Genomic DNA, 18,022 nt, shown 5'->3' with positions numbered 1-18,022 from the left:
AACGGCTTTATTATTAGTGCATCACGTAATTAAAAAATTGTTATGCCCAAACATATAATTAATATACATTGCCAAATGAGTTGTTTATTAAGTTTATATTATATAATTAAAATCTATGGAATGGGTATAATCATATGGGTGACATTATATATTTACGCATTACAGGGGAGCAACAAGGGGATATTTCTGCAGGATGCGGGACGCAAGCCTCTGTCGGGAATCGGTATCAACAGGGACATGAGGATGAAATATTTGTTTTTAGTTTTCATGGAGGAGTAAGTAACACAGGATTTGGCATTAATCATCAAACGATACAATTTTGTAAAATTCTCGATAAAAGCTCACCGCTGCTGATGAATTGCATTAATAATAACGAACGATGCCGTTTTGAGTTTTATTTTTATCGTATTAATAAATATGGAAAATGGGAAAGGTATTATTATATTGAAGTCCGTGGTGCAACGTTAACTCAGAATCAGATTATAATAAAAGAAAATGAACTCGACTATCAATATATAACAATACACTACGAATATATCTACTGTAAGCATCTTACAGCCAATACAGAATTTAGTTATTTACTCACACCTGAAAATTATAATCGCCTTTTCCCACCGACGCTCTTACCTGTCGAGGAAAAACCAGAAATACCGCCTGAACGAGAAATTATCCTCACCATTGGCGTATTCTTTGATGGCACAGGAAACAATTTAACCAATACGAATTTACGTATGAGTTTTTGCCAACCAGAAACCTATGGTCTGGATATACAGGATTTGGCCTCATTTAATAAACAATGTATGAGCAAGCAGGGTAAAACGGGATCCGGTGTACAGAGCTATTTGAATTACTATACGAATATTCATTGGTTGAATGAGTTGTATCATAAAGATTCAGAAATAAATGCGGGGTCAGTAAAAATTCAACGTGAAATTTATATTGAAGGAATAGGGACTGAAAATAATAAAGCAGACTCTCTGATAGGAATGGGGTTAGGAAATAATGATACAGGGGTAATTGCCAAAACTGACCGTGCGATATCACTGCTCCGTGAAAAACTGACGGAGATTGTTATTTCTTTAAAAGAGAATAAATTAGTAATTAAGTGTCTACAGTTTGACGTATTTGGCTTTAGTCGTGGGGCAGCAGCCGCACGGCACTTTACTAATCGCGTATTTGAGCGTGATCCCGTACTGATTAAAACCATTACGACGGCATTTCAGTCAGTTGAATATTTAGGTAAACCTTCCGGGGAAGTGCAATTTTTAGGTATTTTTGACACAGTTGCAGCCATCGGAGGGCTGATGGATGGTTTTGACCCTCATGATGGTAATAACTTTCCGGTAAAAGTGAAGTTACCGCCAGGTGTGGCCAAACATGTATTCCAGCTTACAGCAATGCACGAATGCCGCTATAACTTTTGTCTCAATAGCATAAAGGAAAGCTGGCCAGAATTAAGTTTCCCTGGATCACATGCTGATATTGGTGGCGGTTATGACCCACTGGAAGATGAGTACCTGTTTTTAAGTCGCCCGGCGATTGAAACGGTACTGGAAAATGTGCCGGTGGAAGCGACAAGCACTTACCAAAAAGCAGCACAGCAGGCAGAGTTATTGTGGCGCTATTCAACGCTGGCTCCGATTCTGCCTTCTGGTGTCCTGAAAATTGAATCCAATATTGATGAAATAGCGTCACCTGACCACTTAGGTAATGTGAGAAAACGGGTCGCTGCAGCGGTGACATTTCGCAGAACTATCACCAATGACTGGTCAAAGATTGCGTTAAGAGTAATGTATGAAGTCGCTAAAGAGGCAGGGGTAGTATTTGATGCCATTTCTGTTGCTGATAAGGAATTAAAAGTTCCCAGTCATTTAAAGGCAATATGTGAAAAAGCAATTTCTCAGGGTAAAGCCGTTCTCTTGTGTACAGCACCGATACCTTTTTCTGATGATGAGCTTAAAACCATTGGAAAATATATACACTGCTCTTCCAACTGGAATACCGTCGATTATCGATTAAAAAATAAGGTGTCTGCTGAAGTATCAGCATTTAAGACGTTTAGTTTTGTTAATCGGCCGGATGAAAATTGGACCAGAACTATATACGATATGCAAGGGAATAAACAAAATGGAATTTAATATAAAATTACTGTTTGTTATTACGTCTATGGTTCTTAACTTTAACGCAGCAGCGAAAGAAAAAATATCGTTGCTTGCACCCTATGATGAGTGGTATTTCAATTTTTTCTACCCTGATTCCCTACCAGCAAAAGTTACCTATGTGGAATTATTAGATACCGATGGCATCTATTATCAGTTCAGAACGCTGGCCAGTACTAATGCCAGTTCAGGAAGTGTTGGACAATGGAGCGAGAAAGTATCAGGGATGTCGTCAGTTTTTAATAAAGCCAAAAACCCACCAATGTCTATCCATTTTTGCTGGGATTCAGTGATTGATAAAAAAGTGTATGAAACCTGGATAACACTGGCGGGAGACGTCTGGAAATTGATGCTTACACCTTATTCACCACCAGGCGGTAGCAGTGAAAAGTATTATCTACAGTATCTGTTAATCGGACTGGCTCCGGAAGGAAAAGTACGGGTATGGCTTGATAAACGTGACAAACCCAATATTCGCCTGACGGATAAGCAGATTCTGATAGAAACGTTTTCAGGTGAAAAAATGGAAATGTGTAAAGGAATTTCCCGGCATGATTTTTCTCTTGGAGACGATGAATATGTTCTTGAGTTTATCAAAGATAAAAAATATCCCTATGGTAACTGGTAAGTAACAATGAAAATAATAGCTAAAATAATTTATAGATTAACCATTGCGTTAATGATAACCGGATCAGTCCAGACAGCAGCGAAAGAAAAAATATCACTGCTTGCACCCTATGATGAATGGTATTTCAATTTTTTTACCCTAATTCCCTACCAGCAGAAGTTATCTATGTGGAGTTATTAGATACCGATGGAATCTATTATCAGTTCAGAACTCTGGATAGCACTATCCCTGTCTCAACAACAATAGGACAATGGCAGGAAAATCTTAGTGGTGGAATGACGGCATTCAATAAAGCCAAAAATCCCCCTATGTCTATCCATTTCTGCTGGGATTCAGTGATTGATAAAAAAGTGTATGAAACCTGGATAACGCTGGCGGGAGACGTCTGGAAATTGATGCTAACACCTTATTCACCACCAGGCGGTGGCAGTGAAAAGTATTATCTGCGGTATCTGTTAATCGGTCTGGCTCCGGAAGGAAAAGTACGGGTATGGCTGGAGAAACCTGACAAGCCCAATATTCGCCTGACGGATAAGCAGATTCTGATAGAAACGGTTTCAGGTGAAAAAATGGAAATGTGTAAAGGAATTTCCCGGCATGATTTTTCTCTTGGAGACGATGAATATGTTCTTGAGTTTATCAAAGATAAAAAATATCCCTATGGTAACTGGTAAGTAACAATGAAAATAATAGCTAAAATAATTTATAGATTAACCATTGCGTTAATGATATCCGGATCAGTCCAGACAGCAGCGAAAGAAAAAATATCGTTGCTTGCACCCTATGATGAGTGGTATTTCAATTTTTTCTACCCTGATTCCCTACCAGCAAAAGTTACCTATGTGGAATTATTAGATACCGATGGCATCTATTATCAGTTCAGAACGCTGGCCAGTACCAATGCCAGTCCAGGAAGTGTTGGATAATGGAGCGAGAAAGTATCAGGGATGTCGTCAGTTTTTAATAAAGCCAAAAACCCACCAATGTCTATCCATTTTTGCTGGGATTCAGTGATTGATAAAAAAGTGTATGAAACCTGGATAACACTGGCGGGAGACGTCTGGAAATTGATGCTCACACCTTATTCACCACCAGGCGGTGGCAGTGAAAAGTATTATCTGCGGTATCTGTTAATCGGGCTGGCTCCGGAAGGAAAAGTACGGGTATGGCTTGATAAACGTGACAAACCCAATATTCGCCTGACGGATAAGCAGATTCTGATAGAAACGGTTTCAGGTGAAAAAATGGAAATGTGTAATGGCCGAAGTGCCTATAAACATGGGTATTCTTATCCGGAAAGTACAAAAAACTTTATCAAAGATAAAAAATATCCCTATGGCAACTGGTAGTTAACCAGTTGCACAATTTATTAAAGAGGAACGTAAAAGCATTTTTGTGGGTTAATAACCACAGGCATAAGTCTTAACCCATTCTGCTACTTCAGCCCACTCACCGCGAAAGACAACTTTTTCCGCTTTTTTCTCAAGCTGATAGCGATACATCGGGTCGTAATATTCTTCAAGTAACGGCACCAGCCAGGCCAGATGACCGTCGGTGCTGCCGGTGGTAAGTTGCGTTGTCAGCGCCGCATCCAGCCTTGCAGCCAGTTCGTTATAGCGTTGTAGCCCCAGCCGACGCTTAATCGCCGAAAGTCCGTGATGCAGGTATTCGCAATACTCCTGCCAGCCCTGTTCGTCGCCGTACACATGGGTAAAATCATGATGCATACGCAAGAAATATTCTTCGTTCAGGCGTTCAAGACGGATCTCAAACGGGTCTTCTACCACCGCAATCGCCGCCTGAGTCATTCGCTCGCGCAGGCATTCCGGCAGGTGATTCGAACCGATCATCCGGCTTTCGTCTTCCAGCACCCACAGGTGCAGCTCCTGACGGGCGTCGGTTTTTAGAATTTCGGCAGCCAGCAGGTTTTCAAAACTCGCCTGGCTAAGTTGTGGTTGTAACGTGCGACCAAAAGCAGAACCGCGATGGCGCGCCAGTCCTTCCAGATCAACACCGTTCGGTTGCTGTTGTACCAAAAGCGTTTTACCGCTGCCGGTACAACCGCCAATCAGCACTATCGGTTTTTGTGACAGTTCAATGGTCGCCTGAATCGCAGTCTGGCGCAGTACTTTATAACCGCCTTCCACCAGCGGATAATTAATCCCCGCTTCATGCAGCCAGCGTTGCACAATATGCGAACGTTGGCCGCCACGGGCGCAGCAGAGAATACCTTGCGGATTTTGCAGGCACGCAGCCCGCCAGGCATCCATGCGCTGCTGACGAATTTCACCCGCCACCAGTTTATGCCCCAGCGCCAGCGCTGCATCTGAGCCTTGCTGTTTATAGCAGGTGCCAACTGCGGCGCGTTCATCATTATTCATTAACGGCAGATTAATAGCGGCGGGCATTGCGCCTTGCTCAAACTCGACAGGGGCGCGAACATCAATAATGGGCGTATCAGCAATCAGCAGGGCACGATAGTCCTGCTCCGTGTGTCTCTCTTGCATAGTAAAAAGTGAACCTCAAATCAGCTTGCGCGCTATTTTACGCCCCAATACGCAAGGTGACTTGATTTTTAACTGTGTGAGTTGCCGAAAATATCTAAAAATCCGCTGATCTCCGGGCGGCGCTGGCTAAATAACGTCACGATATCCTCCACCGCTTTACCACCACCAAATTTTCGCCAGGCAAGACTAAGCGGAGAAGGGGGGCGCATGGTGGGAATTACCCGACTTACCAGCTCCTTACTATCAACCATCGGCTGGCAAAGCGGTTTGGGCAAAAAGCCAATGCCAACACCTGCCAGATGTGCGGCGATTTTCGTTTCCATATCAGGAACAATAATTTCCTTTTGCCCTGGAAGACGCCAGGCCACACGTTTGGTTAACGTACGGGCGCTATCTTCAATATTCACTGCCGGAAAGCGGCGCAGCTGCGCTTCGGTTAGCGGCTCTTCAACGTTCGCTAGCGGATGATCTGCCGCCATAACAAAACACCACTGTACGGAACCTAAAGGTTCAAGACTAAATGTATTTTCCAGTGCCTCGGTGCCTGTAACGCCTATCGCCAGAGAAAACCCTTCATATAACAGCGAGTCCCACACGCCCATATAAATTTGCCGGGAAAAACGAAACTGTGTGAAGGGATAACGCTCGTTTAGCCACGCCAACAAACGAGCAACGGTCTGTGGGCTGTAAAGCAGGTTATTGACCACAATATTAACCTGCCGCTCTACACCGTCATTCACCTGTTGAAGTTCACCGGGCATACTCTCCAGCCAGGCAAGCCAGTCTCTGGCCTGACTAAGAAGATGTGCGCCAGCTGCGGTGAGCGTTACGCTGCGAGTCGTGCGAAAAAATAATGCCACGCCCGTATTCTCTTCCAGAAGTTTGATGCGATAACTGATCGTCGCCGTGGTTTTACATAACCGTTCTGCTGCTTTCGAGAAGCTTCCGGTTTCGGCAACGCCGATAAAAGTACGCAAGGTTTCTGGATCAAACATCTTCAGGTATCCCCTTTTAAATCCGCAAGTTGCATGATTTTCTTATCCTCTGATTTATCAGTATTTTTACATGATAACCCTGTGTAAATTGTGGACTAAATCTTATTTTGGAAAAATATTCCAACTTTTGTGTTGATGTTGTTTGCCGAAGGTTTTAGATTGCCTGGTATTGAAACCATACTTGCCTGGCGGCAGTGGTTGAGCGGAATTATGTTACAAGGACAAGACCATGAAACTTCAGGTATTACCGTTAAGCCAGGAAGCGTTCAGCGCTTATGGCGATGTTATCGAAACGCAACAGCGGAATTTTTTCCATATCAACAATGGCCTGGTGGAGCGTTATCACGATTTAGCCAATGTTGAGATTCTTGAGCAAGACCGCACGCTGATCAGTATCAACCGCGCACAACCTGCGGTAATGCCACTGGTGATCCACGAACTGGAGCGCCATCCGCTGGGTACGCAGGCATTTATTCCCATGAAAGGCGAAGCATTTGTGGTAGTAGTGGCTTTAGGTGAAGACGAACCTGATCTTTCCACCTTGCGGGCGTTTATTACCAATGGCGATCAAGGTGTTAATTATCATCGTAATGTCTGGCATCACCCCCTTTTTGCCTGGCAAAAAGTGACCGATTTTCTGACGGTTGATCGTGGCGGTAGCGATAACTGCGATGTAGAAAGTATCCCCACGCATGAACTTTGTTTTGCGTGACGCTTCCGGCCTTCTTGCTTAAGATGAGCGTATTGTTCATTGTTTGTGCTCATTTTATGGGCCGGAGTTAACGTAAGTATGACGGAAGTTAGACGGCGCGGCAGGCCCGGACAGGCTGAACCTGCTGCGCAGAAAGGCGCTCAGGCGTTAGAGCGAGGAATCGCAATTTTGCAGTATCTGGAAAGAAGTGGGGGAAGTTCGTCAGTCAGCGATATTTCCCTCAATCTGGATCTGCCGCTCTCGACGACTTTTCGCCTGTTAAAAGTGTTACAGGCAGCGGATTTTGTCTATCAGGACAGCCAGTTAGGCTGGTGGCATATTGGTTTAGGCGTATTCAACGTGGGGTCGGCGTATATTCATAACCGCGACGTCCTCTCCGTCGCCGGGCCGTTTATGCGCCGACTGATGCTGCTCTCTGGCGAGACGGTCAACGTCGCGATTCGTAATGGTACAGAAGCGGTATTGATCGGCCAGCAAGAGTGTAAGTCGATGGTCAGGATGTGTGCACCGCTGGGCAGTCGCCTGCCGCTACACGCTTCCGGCGCAGGTAAGGCTTTGCTTTATCCGCTGGCAGAAGAAGAGCTGATGGGCATTATTCTGAAAACGGGCTTGCAGCAGTTTACGCCGAACACGTTGGTGGATATGCCCACGCTGCTCAGGGATCTGGAACAGGCGCGTGAACAGGGATATACCGTCGACAAAGAAGAGCATGTAATTGGTCTGAATTGCATTGCTTCAGCGATTTATGACGATGTAGGTAGCGTGGTTGCGGCTATCTCCATCTCAGGCCCGGCCTCAAGACTGACGGAAGATCGCTTTGTCAGTCAGGGTGAGCTGGTACGGGACACGGCACGAGATATCAGTACGGCGCTGGGACTGAAAGCTCACCCATAGTTTCAGTCGCTTCCCGCTCTGTAGAGCGGGATTTTTTGGCAAATTTTGAAATTTGGAAAATTTTTCCAATTAATAGAGGTAGGAAGAAAATGGCAAAAATGAGAGCCGTTGACGCGGCAATGTATGTGCTGGAAAAAGAAGGTATCACCACCGCTTTTGGTGTTCCTGGAGCAGCAATCAATCCTTTCTATTCGGCGATGCGTAAGCACGGCGGGATTCGTCACATTCTGGCGCGTCATGTGGAAGGTGCTTCGCACATGGCGGAAGGTTATACCCGCGCAACGGCAGGGAATATCGGCGTATGTCTGGGGACTTCCGGTCCTGCGGGCACGGACATGATCACCGCGCTCTATTCCGCTTCTGCTGATTCCATTCCTATTTTGTGCATCACTGGTCAGGCACCGCGTGCTCGTCTGCATAAAGAAGATTTCCAGGCTGTTGATATCGAAGCTATCGCTAAACCGGTCAGCAAAATGGCGGTTACAGTACGTGAAGCGGCACTGGTACCTCGTGTGTTGCAACAGGCATTTCACCTGATGCGTTCTGGTCGTCCGGGTCCGGTACTGGTGGATTTACCGTTCGACGTTCAGGTGGCGGAAATCGAGTTTGATCCTGACATGTACGAACCGTTGCCGGTCTACAAACCAGCGGCCAGCCGTATGCAGATCGAAAAAGCTGTCGAAATGTTAATCCAGGCTGAACGTCCGGTAATTGTTGCCGGGGGCGGGGTCATCAATGCTGACGCAGCTGCACTGTTACAACAGTTCGCTGAACTGACCAGCGTTCCGGTGATCCCAACGCTGATGGGCTGGGGCTGTATCCCGGACGACCACGAACTGATGGCCGGGATGGTGGGGCTGCAAACCGCACATCGTTACGGTAATGCAACGCTGCTGGCGTCCGATATGGTGTTTGGTATCGGTAACCGTTTCGCCAACCGTCATACCGGTTCGGTAGAGAAATACACCGAAGGGCGCAAAATCGTCCATATCGATATTGAGCCGACGCAAATTGGCCGCGTGCTGTGCCCGGATCTGGGGATTGTCTCTGATGCTAAAGCTGCCCTGACTTTACTGGTTGAAGTGGCGCAGGAGATGCAAAAAGCGGGTCGTCTGCCGTGTCGTAAAGAGTGGGTCTCCGACTGCCAGCAGCGCAAACGCGCTTTGCTGCGCAAAACCCACTTCGACAATGTGCCAATGAAACCGCAGCGCGTGTATGAAGAGATGAACAAAGCCTTTGGTCGCGATGTTTGTTATGTCACCACCATTGGTCTGTCACAAATCGCTGCGGCACAAATGCTGCATGTCTTTAAAGACCGCCACTGGATCAACTGTGGGCAGGCAGGCCCGCTGGGCTGGACCATTCCGGCGGCGTTGGGTGTGTGTGCCGCTGATCCAAAACGCAATGTGGTAGCGATTTCCGGTGACTTCGACTTCCAGTTCCTGATTGAAGAGTTAGCCGTTGGCGCGCAGTTCAATATTCCGTACATCCATGTGCTGGTCAATAACGCCTATCTGGGTCTGATTCGTCAGTCGCAACGCGCCTTTGATATGGATTACTGCGTACAGCTCGCATTCGAAAATATTAACTCCAGCGAAGTGAACGGTTACGGCGTAGACCACGTAAAAGTAGCGGAAGGTTTAGGTTGTAAAGCGATTCGTGTTTTCAAACCGGAAGATATTGCTCCGGCATTTGAACAGGCGAAAGCATTAATGAATCAATACCGTGTACCTGTGGTAGTGGAAATCATTCTCGAGCGCGTAACCAATATTTCAATGGGCAGCGAACTCGATAATGTGATGGAATTTGAAGATATCGCCGATAACGCAGCGGACGCGCCAACTGAAACCTGTTTTATGCAATATAAGTAAGGGAGGTAATTAATGTTACGTTTCTCTGCTAACTTGTCGATGTTATTTCAGGAATATGATTTTCTTGAACGCTTTGATAAAGCGGCGCAGTGCGGATTTCGCGCTGTGGAATTTATGTTCCCCTATGACTACGACATAGAAGTTTTGCAGCACAAGCTCAGCAGTAATAACCTGGAGCATACGCTGCATAATTTACCTGCGGGTGACTGGGCGGCGGGTGAACGCGGAATAGCCTGTATTCCTGGCCGGGAAGAGGAATTTCGAGATGGTGTAGCCGCTGCGATTCGTTATGCCCGTGCACTGGGTAATAAAAAAATTAACTGTCTGGTCGGTAAAACGCCGGCAGGCGTATCAGCAGAGCAGGTGCATACCACTCTGGTTGAGAACCTGCGCTATGCGGCAAATATGCTGGCGAAAGAAGGGGTTTTGCTGCTGATTGAGCCGCTTAATCACTTTGATATGCCGGGCTTCCATTTGACCGGAACACAACAAGCACTGGCACTGATTGCCGATATTGGCAGTAACAATATCAAGATCCAGTACGATATTTACCACATGCAACGCATGGAAGGGGAATTAGCCCAAACCATGACTACATGGGCAAATAAAATCGGTCATTTGCAGATTGCCGATAACCCCCGTCGTGGTGAACCTGGCACCGGGGAAATAAATTACGACTTTTTATTCGGTTTAATTGAAAAGTCTGATTATGACGGTTGGGTAGGGTGCGAATATAAACCCCTGACCACCACGGAAGCGGGATTATCATGGATTAATCCATACCGCTAAAACGAAAAACGATTCAGACAATGCATTTTTTGCCGCTATGCAGGCAGGGGATCGTGTTGTCTGAATTCAGAAACAGCGATATTCACAAGAGGTTAATTATGAAACTGGGATTTATTGGCCTGGGTATTATGGGCACACCGATGGCAGTTAACCTGGCACGGGCAGGCCATCAACTGCATGTGACGACCATTGGTCCGGTCGCGGAAGAATTACTGGCGCTGGGCGCAGTAAATGTTGAAACCGCGCGGCAGGTAACTGAATCTTCGGACATTATCTTTATTATGGTGCCAGACACGCCGCAGGTAGAAGAGGTACTGTTTGGTGAAAATGGCTGTGCAAAAACGTCGCTCCAGGGAAAAACCATTGTTGATATGAGCTCTATTTCGCCCATTGAAACCAAGCGTTTTGCCCACCAGGTTAATGAACTGGGTGGCGACTATCTCGATGCTCCGGTTTCTGGCGGTGAAATCGGCGCGCGTGAAGGAACGTTGTCAATTATGGTTGGCGGCGAAGAATCCGTATTTAATCGCATTAAACCACTATTTGAACTGCTCGGTAAAAATATCACCCTCGTGGGCGGTAACGGCGACGGTCAAACCTGCAAAGTGGCAAATCAGATTATCGTGGCGCTCAATATTGAAGCGGTTTCTGAAGCCCTGCTATTTGCTTCAAAAGCCGGAGCGGATCCGGTACGTGTGCGCCAGGCGCTGATGGGCGGCTTTGCTTCCTCACGTATTCTGGAAGTTCCCGGTGAGCGCATGATTAAACGCACCTTTAATCCAGGTTTTAAAATTGCGCTGCACCAGAAAGATCTCAACCTGGCACTGCAAAGTGCGAAAGCACTGGCCCTGAACCTGCCAAACACCGCGACCTGCCAGGAATTGTTTAATACCTGTGCGGCAAACGGTGGCAGCCAGTTGGATCACTCTGCATTAGTGCAGGCGCTGGAATTAATGGCTAACCATAAACTGGCCTGATACCCGCAATAAAAATGGCCGATGTCAGAAAATGAATCGGCCAGCAATATTAAAAAAGAAAGCAGCCAAAGATGTTGCTTCAGTATTAAAAATAATATTTGTTTTTTATTTGTTCCTCATAGCTAGATTAAAAACAGCGTTATTCGATACGTGAAATTAAGAGGGATTTATGGAACATCAGAGAAAACTATTCCAGCAACGCGGCTATAGTGAAGATCTATTGCCGAAAACGCAAAGCCAGCGGACCTGGAAAATATTTAACTATTTTACCTTATGGATGGGTTCGGTACACAACGTTCCCAATTATGTGATGGTCGGCGGCTTTTTTATTCTCGGCTTGTCTACCTTTAGTATTATGTTGGCAATTATTATTAGCGCCTTTTTTATTGCTGCGGTAATGGTATTAAACGGTGCTGCGGGCAGTAAATACGGCGTACCATTTGCCATGATCCTGCGTGCTTCTTATGGCGTACGTGGCGCACTGTTTCCCGGATTATTAAGAGGCGGGATTGCTGCCATTATGTGGTTTGGCCTGCAATGTTACGCCGGATCGCTGGCCTGCTTGATCCTGATTGGCAAAATCTGGCCGGGGTTTTTAACTCTCGGTGGTGATTTCACTCTGTTGGGGCTTTCTCTACCGGGCTTAATTACTTTCTTACTCTTCTGGCTGGTAAACGTTGGTATTGGTTTTGGCGGCGGCAAAGTTTTAAATAAATTCACCGCTATTCTTAATCCGTGTATCTATATCGTCTTCGGCGGCATGGCAATTTGGGCGATTTCGCTTGTCGGGATCGGTCCAATCTTTGACTACATCCCGAGCGGTATTCAGAAAGCAGAAAACAGTGGCTTCCTGTTTTTGGTGGTGATTAACGCGGTAGTTGCGGTCTGGGCGGCACCGGCGGTGAGCGCATCCGACTTTACGCAAAACGCCCACTCGTTTCGTGAGCAAGCGCTGGGGCAAACGCTGGGTTTAGTTGTGGCCTATATTCTGTTTGCGGTCGCCGGGGTATGTATTATTGCCGGAGCCAGTATTCACTACGGCGCTGACACCTGGAACGTGCTGGATATTGTTCAGCGTTGGGATAGCCTGTTTGCCTCGTTCTTTGCGGTACTGGTTATTCTGATGACGACTATCTCCACTAACGCCACCGGTAATATTATTCCGGCTGGTTATCAGATTGCCGCTATTGCACCGACGAAACTGACCTATAAAAACGGCGTACTGATTGCCAGTATTATCAGCCTGCTGATCTGCCCGTGGAAATTAATGGAAAATCAGGACAGTATTTATCTGTTCCTCGATATTATCGGCGGAATGCTGGGTCCGGTAATTGGTGTCATGATGGCGCATTATTTTGTGGTGATGCGTGGGCAAATTAATCTTGATGAGCTGTACACCGCAGCAGGCGATTATAAATATTACGATAACGGATTTAACCTCACCGCGTTCTCAGTAACTCTGGTCGCCGTTATTTTATCTCTCGGTGGTAAATTTATTCCGTTCATGGAGCCTTTATCACGCGTTTCATGGTTTGTCGGCGTTATTGTCGCCTTTGCGGCCTACGCCTTATTAAAGAAACGTACTGCAGCAGAAAAAACAGGAGAACAAAAAGTCACAGGTTAATTAATCCCGATATTGAACATTGAGTTAAAAAACCAATCTGTATTTTACAAGGAGTTTGTTATGTCTTTTGATTTAATCATTAAAAACGGCACCGTTATTTTAGAAAACGAAGCTCGCGTTGTAGATATCGCCGTTAAAGGCGGAAAAATTGCTGCTATCGGTCAGGATCTGGGCGATGCAAAAGAAGTTATGGATGCGTCTGGTCTGGTGGTTTCGCCAGGCATGGTTGATGCGCACACCCATATTTCTGAACCGGGTCGTAGCCACTGGGAAGGTTATGAAACGGGTACTCGCGCAGCGGCAAAAGGTGGTATCACCACCATGATCGAAATGCCGCTCAACCAGCTGCCTGCAACGGTTGACCGCGCATCGATTGAACTGAAGTTTGATGCCGCTAAAGGCAAGCTGACTATCGATGCGGCGCAACTCGGTGGCCTGGTGTCTTACAACATCGACCGTCTGCATGAGCTGGATGAAGTGGGCGTTGTCGGCTTCAAATGCTTCGTTGCGACCTGTGGCGATCGCGGTATCGACAACGACTTCCGTGACGTAAACGACTGGCAGTTCTTCAAAGGCGCGCAGAAGCTGGGCGAACTGGGTCAGCCGGTGCTGGTGCACTGCGAAAACGCGCTGATCTGTGACGAACTGGGCGAAGAAGCGAAGCGCGAAGGTCGCGTAACCGCTCATGACTATGTGGCCTCGCGTCCGGTGTTTACCGAAGTGGAAGCGATTCGCCGCGTACTGTACCTGGCGAAAGTTGCTGGTTGCCGTCTGCACGTTTGCCACATCAGCAGCCCGGAAGGTGTTGAAGAGGTGACTCGTGCGCGTCAGGAAGGCCAGGACGTTACCTGTGAATCCTGCCCGCATTACTTTGTACTGGATACCGATCAGTTCGAAGAAATCGGTACTCTGGCGAAGTGTTCACCACCGATCCGCGATCTGGAAAACCAGAAAGGCATGTGGGAAAAACTGTTTAACGGTGAAATCGACTGCCTGGTTTCCGACCACTCTCCATGCCCGCCGGAAATGAAAGCAGGCAACATCATGAAAGCATGGGGCGGTATCGCCGGTCTGCAAAGCTGCATGGACGTGATGTTCGATGAAGCAGTACAGAAACGTGGTATGTCTCTGCCGATGTTCGGCAAATTAATGGCAACTAACGCAGCAGATATTTTCGGTTTGCAGCAAAAAGGCCGGATCGCCCCAGGAAAAGATGCCGACTTCGTCTTCATTCAGCCGAATAGCAGCTATGTTCTTACCAATGACGATCTGGAATATCGCCACAAAGTCAGCCCGTATGTTGGCCGTACCATTGGCGCGCGTATCACGAAAACCCTCTTACGTGGTGATGTGATTTACGACATCGAACAGGGCTTCCCTGTTGCGCCGAAAGGTCAATTTATCCTTAAACATCAGCAGTAATCTGGCCCCTGCAATGCCCGTCCTTGCGGCGGGCATTCTCCGGTTAAGGTGTGTTTATGTTCAATTTTGCAGTCAGCCGCGAAAGCCTGTTATCAGGATTTCAGTGGTTTTTCTTTATTTTTTGCAACACGGTTGTGGTTCCTCCTACGCTACTTTCTGCTTTTCAGTTGCCGCAAAGTAGCCTGCTTACGCTCACGCAATATGCTTTTCTTGCTACCGCACTGGCCTGCTTCGCTCAGGCGTTCTGCGGTCATCGTCGCGCTATTATGGAAGGGCCGGGTGGCCTGTGGTGGGGAACCATCCTTACTATTACCCTTGGCGAAGCATCGCGCGGGACACCGATCAACGATATCGCTACCAGCCTGGCGGTGGGAATTGCGCTCTCTGGCGTGCTGACGATGTTGATTGGTTTTAGCGGATTAGGTCATCGCCTGGCGCGGTTATTTACGCCGTCTGTGATGGTCTTGTTTATGTTGATGCTGGGCGCGCAGCTGACCACTATCTTTTTCAAAGGTATGCTCGGCCTGCCGTTTGGCATAGCCGACCCGAATTTTAAAATTCAGTTACCGCCGTTCGCGCTCTCGGTGGCGGTGATGTGCCTGGTACTGGCGATGATTATCTTCCTGCCGCAACGTTTTGCCCGTTATGGCCTGCTGGTCGGTACCATAACCGGCTGGTTGTTGTGGTACTTTTGCTTTCCTTCTTCGCATTCGCTCTCCGGTGAGTTGCACTGGCAGTGGTTCCCGCTCGGCAGTGGCGGTGCTTTGTCGCCGGGGATTATTCTGACGGCGGTGATTACAGGTCTGGTAAATATCAGCAATACCTACGGTGCGATTCGTGGCACGGATGTTTTTTATCCGCAACAGGGCGCGGGGAATACGCGTTATCGTCGCAGCTTTGTGGCGACCGGATTTATGACGCTGATAACCGTGCCGCTGGCGGTAATTCCATTTTCACCGTTTGTTTCATCCATTGGTTTATTAACCCAGACTGGCGATTACACGCGGCGTTCGTTTATTTATGGCAGCGTTATTTGCCTGCTGGTGGCGCTGGTTCCGGCACTCACGCGACTGTTTTGCAGTATCCCTTTACCAGTGAGTAGCGCGGTCATGCTGGTTTCTTATCTGCCTTTACTCTTTTCCGCACTGGTATTTAGCCAACAAATAACATTTACTGCTCGCAATATTTATCGACTCGCATTGCCGTTATTTGTCGGCATATTTTTAATGGCATTACCGCCAGTGTATCTGCAAGACCTTCCATTAACGCTTCGTCCTCTGCTCAGTAACGGCTTACTGGTCGGAATTTTACTGGCTGTTCTTATGGATAATCTTATTCCGTGGGAACGCATCGAATAATTTGTTGAAAAAGGATTGATAATGAAGATTGTCATTGCGCCAGACTCGTTTAAAGAGAGCTTAAGTGCAGAAAAATGTTGTCAGGCAATTAAAGCCGGGTTTTCGACCATATTTCCCGATGCGCACTATATCTGTTTGCCGATAGCGGATGGCGGCGAAGGGACGGTGGAGGCGATGGTCGCAGCGACGGGCGGCAAAATCGTGACGCTTGAAGTCTGTGGACCTATGGGGGAAAAAGTGAATGCTTTTTATGGCATTACCGGCGACGGGAAAACGGCGGTGATTGAGATGGCGGCGGCAAGTGGCCTGATGCTGGTCGAGCCTGAAAAGCGTAATCCGTTGCTGGCCTCCAGTTTTGGTACGGGGGAGTTAATTCGCCATGCGCTGGATAACGATATTCGCCATATTATTCTCGGCATTGGTGGTAGCGCGACAGTTGACGGCGGTATGGGCATGGCGCAGGCGCTCGGTGTGCATTTTCTCGATGCCGACGGTCAGGTGCTGGCGGCTAACGGCGGCAATTTAGCGCGCGTGGCAAGCATTGAGATAGAGGAATGCGATCCGCGCCTGGCGAACTGCCATATTGAAGTAGCGTGCGATGTAGATAATCCGTTGGTAGGGGTACGCGGCGCGGCGGCGGTGTTTGGCCCGCAAAAAGGGGCAACGCCAGAAATGGTCGAAGAGCTGGAACAGGGGCTGCAAAATTACGCCCGTGTTTTACAACAGCTAACTGAAATCAACGTCTGCCAGATGGCGGGCAGCGGCGCGGCGGGCGGTATGGGCATTGCGGCGGCGGTATTCCTCAATGCGGATATTAAACCGGGTATTGAGATTGTGTTGAATGCGGTCAATCTTGCGCAGGCGGTGCAGGGTGCAGCACTGGTGATCACCGGGGAAGGGCGCATCGACTCGCAAACGGCAGGCGGTAAAGCGCCGCTGGGTGTGGCATCGGTGGCGAAGCAGTTTAATGTCCCGGTGATTGGGATTGCTGGCGTATTGGGTGATGGCGTGGAAGTGGTGCACCAGTACGGCATTGACGCGGTATTCAGCATTTTGCCACGTCTGGCACCTTTAGCCGAAGTGCTCGCAAGCGGTGAAACCAATCTCTTCAACAGTGCGCGAAATATTGCCTGCGCCATTAAAATAGGTCAGGGAATTAAAAACTGACCCTTACCTTTAAAGCGGATGCGATTTATATCGCATCTTTTTTTTACCTGAATTGACTACAAAAAAAGCCACGGTATTAACCGTGGCAAAATCCAACATAGCTAAAAATAATCAGGCGAGTGGTATGACTTAAATCTCAACATCACGGTTGCAATCTTTCGAGTAAATATAGCTAAATGCTTCACCACGTCCTACGCCATAACCAGCCTGTAAGGAATAAGCGCCCATAAAGATATAATCGCCTTTTTTCACCGGGATCCAGTTATTGTCGAGGTTATAAACCCCCTGACCGGAAAGAATATAGGCACCGTGTTCCTGGACGTGAGTTTCGATATAACCGTGGCTGGCACCTGGCGCAAAAGAGAGGATATGCATGTTCATATCAAAACCTAACTCTTTGGGCAGAAAATCCAGCAGAATAACATCGTCCATGCCTTCATAATGAATGCGTTCCAGTTCGCTGGCATTGCCAGAAACCAGCCACGGCGCATGACCTTCTACCGGAACATAGCGACGCTTATATAAAAAGATTTGGCTGTCTTCGGCCTGGGCGTTAACAAACGTCATTAAGGAGCCTGGCGGGCAATAAAGATAACCACCTTCACTTAAGGAAAATGTTTTCCCTTCAGCTTCGGCAGTGATATTTCCAGAAATCACATACAGGAAGGTTTCAATTCCTTTGCCACCGAAGCCCTGCTGATTACCCCCGTTTTGATGCAGTGTGACCAGATAATCAACAAAAGAGGCCCCCAGCTTTGGCGTGGAGAGGATTGTTGCGTCACAATTTTCAAAGCCCGGAATAATATTTTTTACCAGACCGTCCGGGGTTAGCAGCGCGAAATTACCGTGTTTAACAATCGCACGGTTAGCCAGTAAATCATCGCGGTAACCGGTGACGTTATTTAAATATCCCATTTAT

14 protein-coding genes and 2 pseudogenes are annotated in these 18,022 nt (G+C 47.5%); 13 read left to right on the top strand and 3 right to left on the bottom strand.

All coding sequences use genetic code 11. The features are described from left to right. Nucleotides 1–134: 134 nt before the first annotated feature. The 4 genes and pseudogenes from tssD (at nucleotide 135) to K0335_RS14425 (ending at nucleotide 4,136) form a co-directional block, all read left to right on the top strand. Nucleotides 135–2,138, top strand: a complete 2,004-nt coding sequence (tssD, locus tag K0335_RS14440) for a type VI secretion system tube protein TssD (protein ID WP_104919585.1) — start codon at nucleotides 135–137, stop codon at nucleotides 2,136–2,138. Beyond that, on the top strand, nucleotides 2,128–2,787 hold the full coding sequence (locus K0335_RS14435; RefSeq protein ID WP_219393888.1) for a DUF2931 family protein: 660 nt from the start codon (nucleotides 2,128–2,130) through the stop codon (nucleotides 2,785–2,787). Before tssD ends, K0335_RS14435 begins: the two co-directional genes overlap by 11 nt. A 51-nt stretch (nucleotides 2,788–2,838) precedes the next feature. After that, nucleotides 2,839–3,461, top strand: a pseudogene (locus K0335_RS14430) (DUF2931 family protein). A gap of 51 nt (nucleotides 3,462–3,512) precedes the next feature. Beyond that, nucleotides 3,513–4,136, top strand: a pseudogene (locus tag K0335_RS14425) (DUF2931 family protein). 51 nt (nucleotides 4,137–4,187) lie between these two features. Here the strand turns inward: K0335_RS14425 and mnmH are convergent. Then, on the bottom strand, nucleotides 4,188–5,294 hold the full coding sequence (mnmH, locus tag K0335_RS14420) for a tRNA 2-selenouridine(34) synthase MnmH (protein ID WP_219393887.1): 1,107 nt from the start codon (nucleotides 5,292–5,294) through the stop codon (nucleotides 4,188–4,190). 68 nt (nucleotides 5,295–5,362) lie between these two features. Beyond that, the gene (gene allS, locus K0335_RS14415) at nucleotides 5,363–6,289 is read right to left on the bottom strand and encodes an HTH-type transcriptional activator AllS (RefSeq protein WP_104919581.1); all 927 of its coding nucleotides are present in this window, start codon (nucleotides 6,287–6,289) and stop codon (nucleotides 5,363–5,365) included. Between the two features lie 229 nt (nucleotides 6,290–6,518). Here allS and allA point away from each other — a divergent pair, with 229 nt between their 5' ends. From allA to glxK, 9 genes are all read left to right on the top strand, one after another. Continuing rightward, entirely contained in the window at nucleotides 6,519–7,001 is a 483-nt protein-coding gene (allA, locus tag K0335_RS14410) for an ureidoglycolate lyase (RefSeq protein ID WP_104919580.1), read from the top strand. A gap of 78 nt (nucleotides 7,002–7,079) precedes the next feature. Beyond that, nucleotides 7,080–7,895, top strand: coding sequence for an HTH-type transcriptional repressor AllR (allR, locus tag K0335_RS14405; protein ID WP_000141261.1), 816 nt, complete (start codon nucleotides 7,080–7,082; stop codon nucleotides 7,893–7,895). A gap of 89 nt (nucleotides 7,896–7,984) precedes the next feature. After that, nucleotides 7,985–9,766 carry a glyoxylate carboligase gene (gene gcl / locus K0335_RS14400; RefSeq protein WP_219393885.1) on the top strand — a complete coding sequence of 594 codons (1,782 nt, stop codon included), beginning with the start codon at nucleotides 7,985–7,987 and terminating at the stop codon, nucleotides 9,764–9,766. Between the two features lie 12 nt (nucleotides 9,767–9,778). Then, a complete protein-coding gene (hyi, locus tag K0335_RS14395; RefSeq protein WP_000943583.1) occupies nucleotides 9,779–10,555 on the top strand; it encodes a hydroxypyruvate isomerase in 777 nt (258 codons plus the stop codon). 98 nt (nucleotides 10,556–10,653) lie between these two features. Continuing rightward, on the top strand, nucleotides 10,654–11,532 hold the full coding sequence (glxR, locus tag K0335_RS14390) for a 2-hydroxy-3-oxopropionate reductase (protein ID WP_219393883.1): 879 nt from the start codon (nucleotides 10,654–10,656) through the stop codon (nucleotides 11,530–11,532). A gap of 169 nt (nucleotides 11,533–11,701) precedes the next feature. Then, nucleotides 11,702–13,156 carry a putative allantoin permease gene (locus K0335_RS14385; RefSeq protein ID WP_104919577.1) on the top strand — a complete coding sequence of 485 codons (1,455 nt, stop codon included), beginning with the start codon at nucleotides 11,702–11,704 and terminating at the stop codon, nucleotides 13,154–13,156. A 60-nt stretch (nucleotides 13,157–13,216) separates the two neighbouring features. Continuing rightward, nucleotides 13,217–14,578, top strand: a complete 1,362-nt coding sequence (gene allB, locus K0335_RS14380; protein ID WP_000006898.1) for an allantoinase AllB — start codon at nucleotides 13,217–13,219, stop codon at nucleotides 14,576–14,578. A gap of 56 nt (nucleotides 14,579–14,634) precedes the next feature. Further along, nucleotides 14,635–15,936: a uracil/xanthine transporter gene (locus tag K0335_RS14375; protein WP_001302767.1), complete on the top strand. Its 1,302-nt coding sequence runs from the start codon at nucleotides 14,635–14,637 to the stop codon at nucleotides 15,934–15,936. A gap of 21 nt (nucleotides 15,937–15,957) precedes the next feature. Continuing rightward, a complete protein-coding gene (gene glxK, locus K0335_RS14370) occupies nucleotides 15,958–17,103 on the top strand; it encodes a glycerate 3-kinase (protein WP_219393882.1) in 1,146 nt (381 codons plus the stop codon). A 129-nt stretch (nucleotides 17,104–17,232) separates the two neighbouring features. Here the strand turns inward: glxK and allE are convergent, their stop codons facing one another. Beyond that, nucleotides 17,233–18,018, bottom strand: a complete 786-nt coding sequence (gene allE, locus K0335_RS14365; protein WP_000540966.1) for a (S)-ureidoglycine aminohydrolase — start codon at nucleotides 18,016–18,018, stop codon at nucleotides 17,233–17,235. Nucleotides 18,019–18,022 lie beyond the last annotated feature (4 nt).

The organism is Escherichia sp. GZ89 (assembly GCF_019366485.1).
GTDB classification, from domain to species: domain Bacteria; phylum Pseudomonadota; class Gammaproteobacteria; order Enterobacterales; family Enterobacteriaceae; genus Escherichia; species Escherichia fergusonii.
The sequence above is the reverse complement of the archived record's forward strand: the minus strand, read 5'-3'. Positions and strand labels throughout refer to the sequence as shown.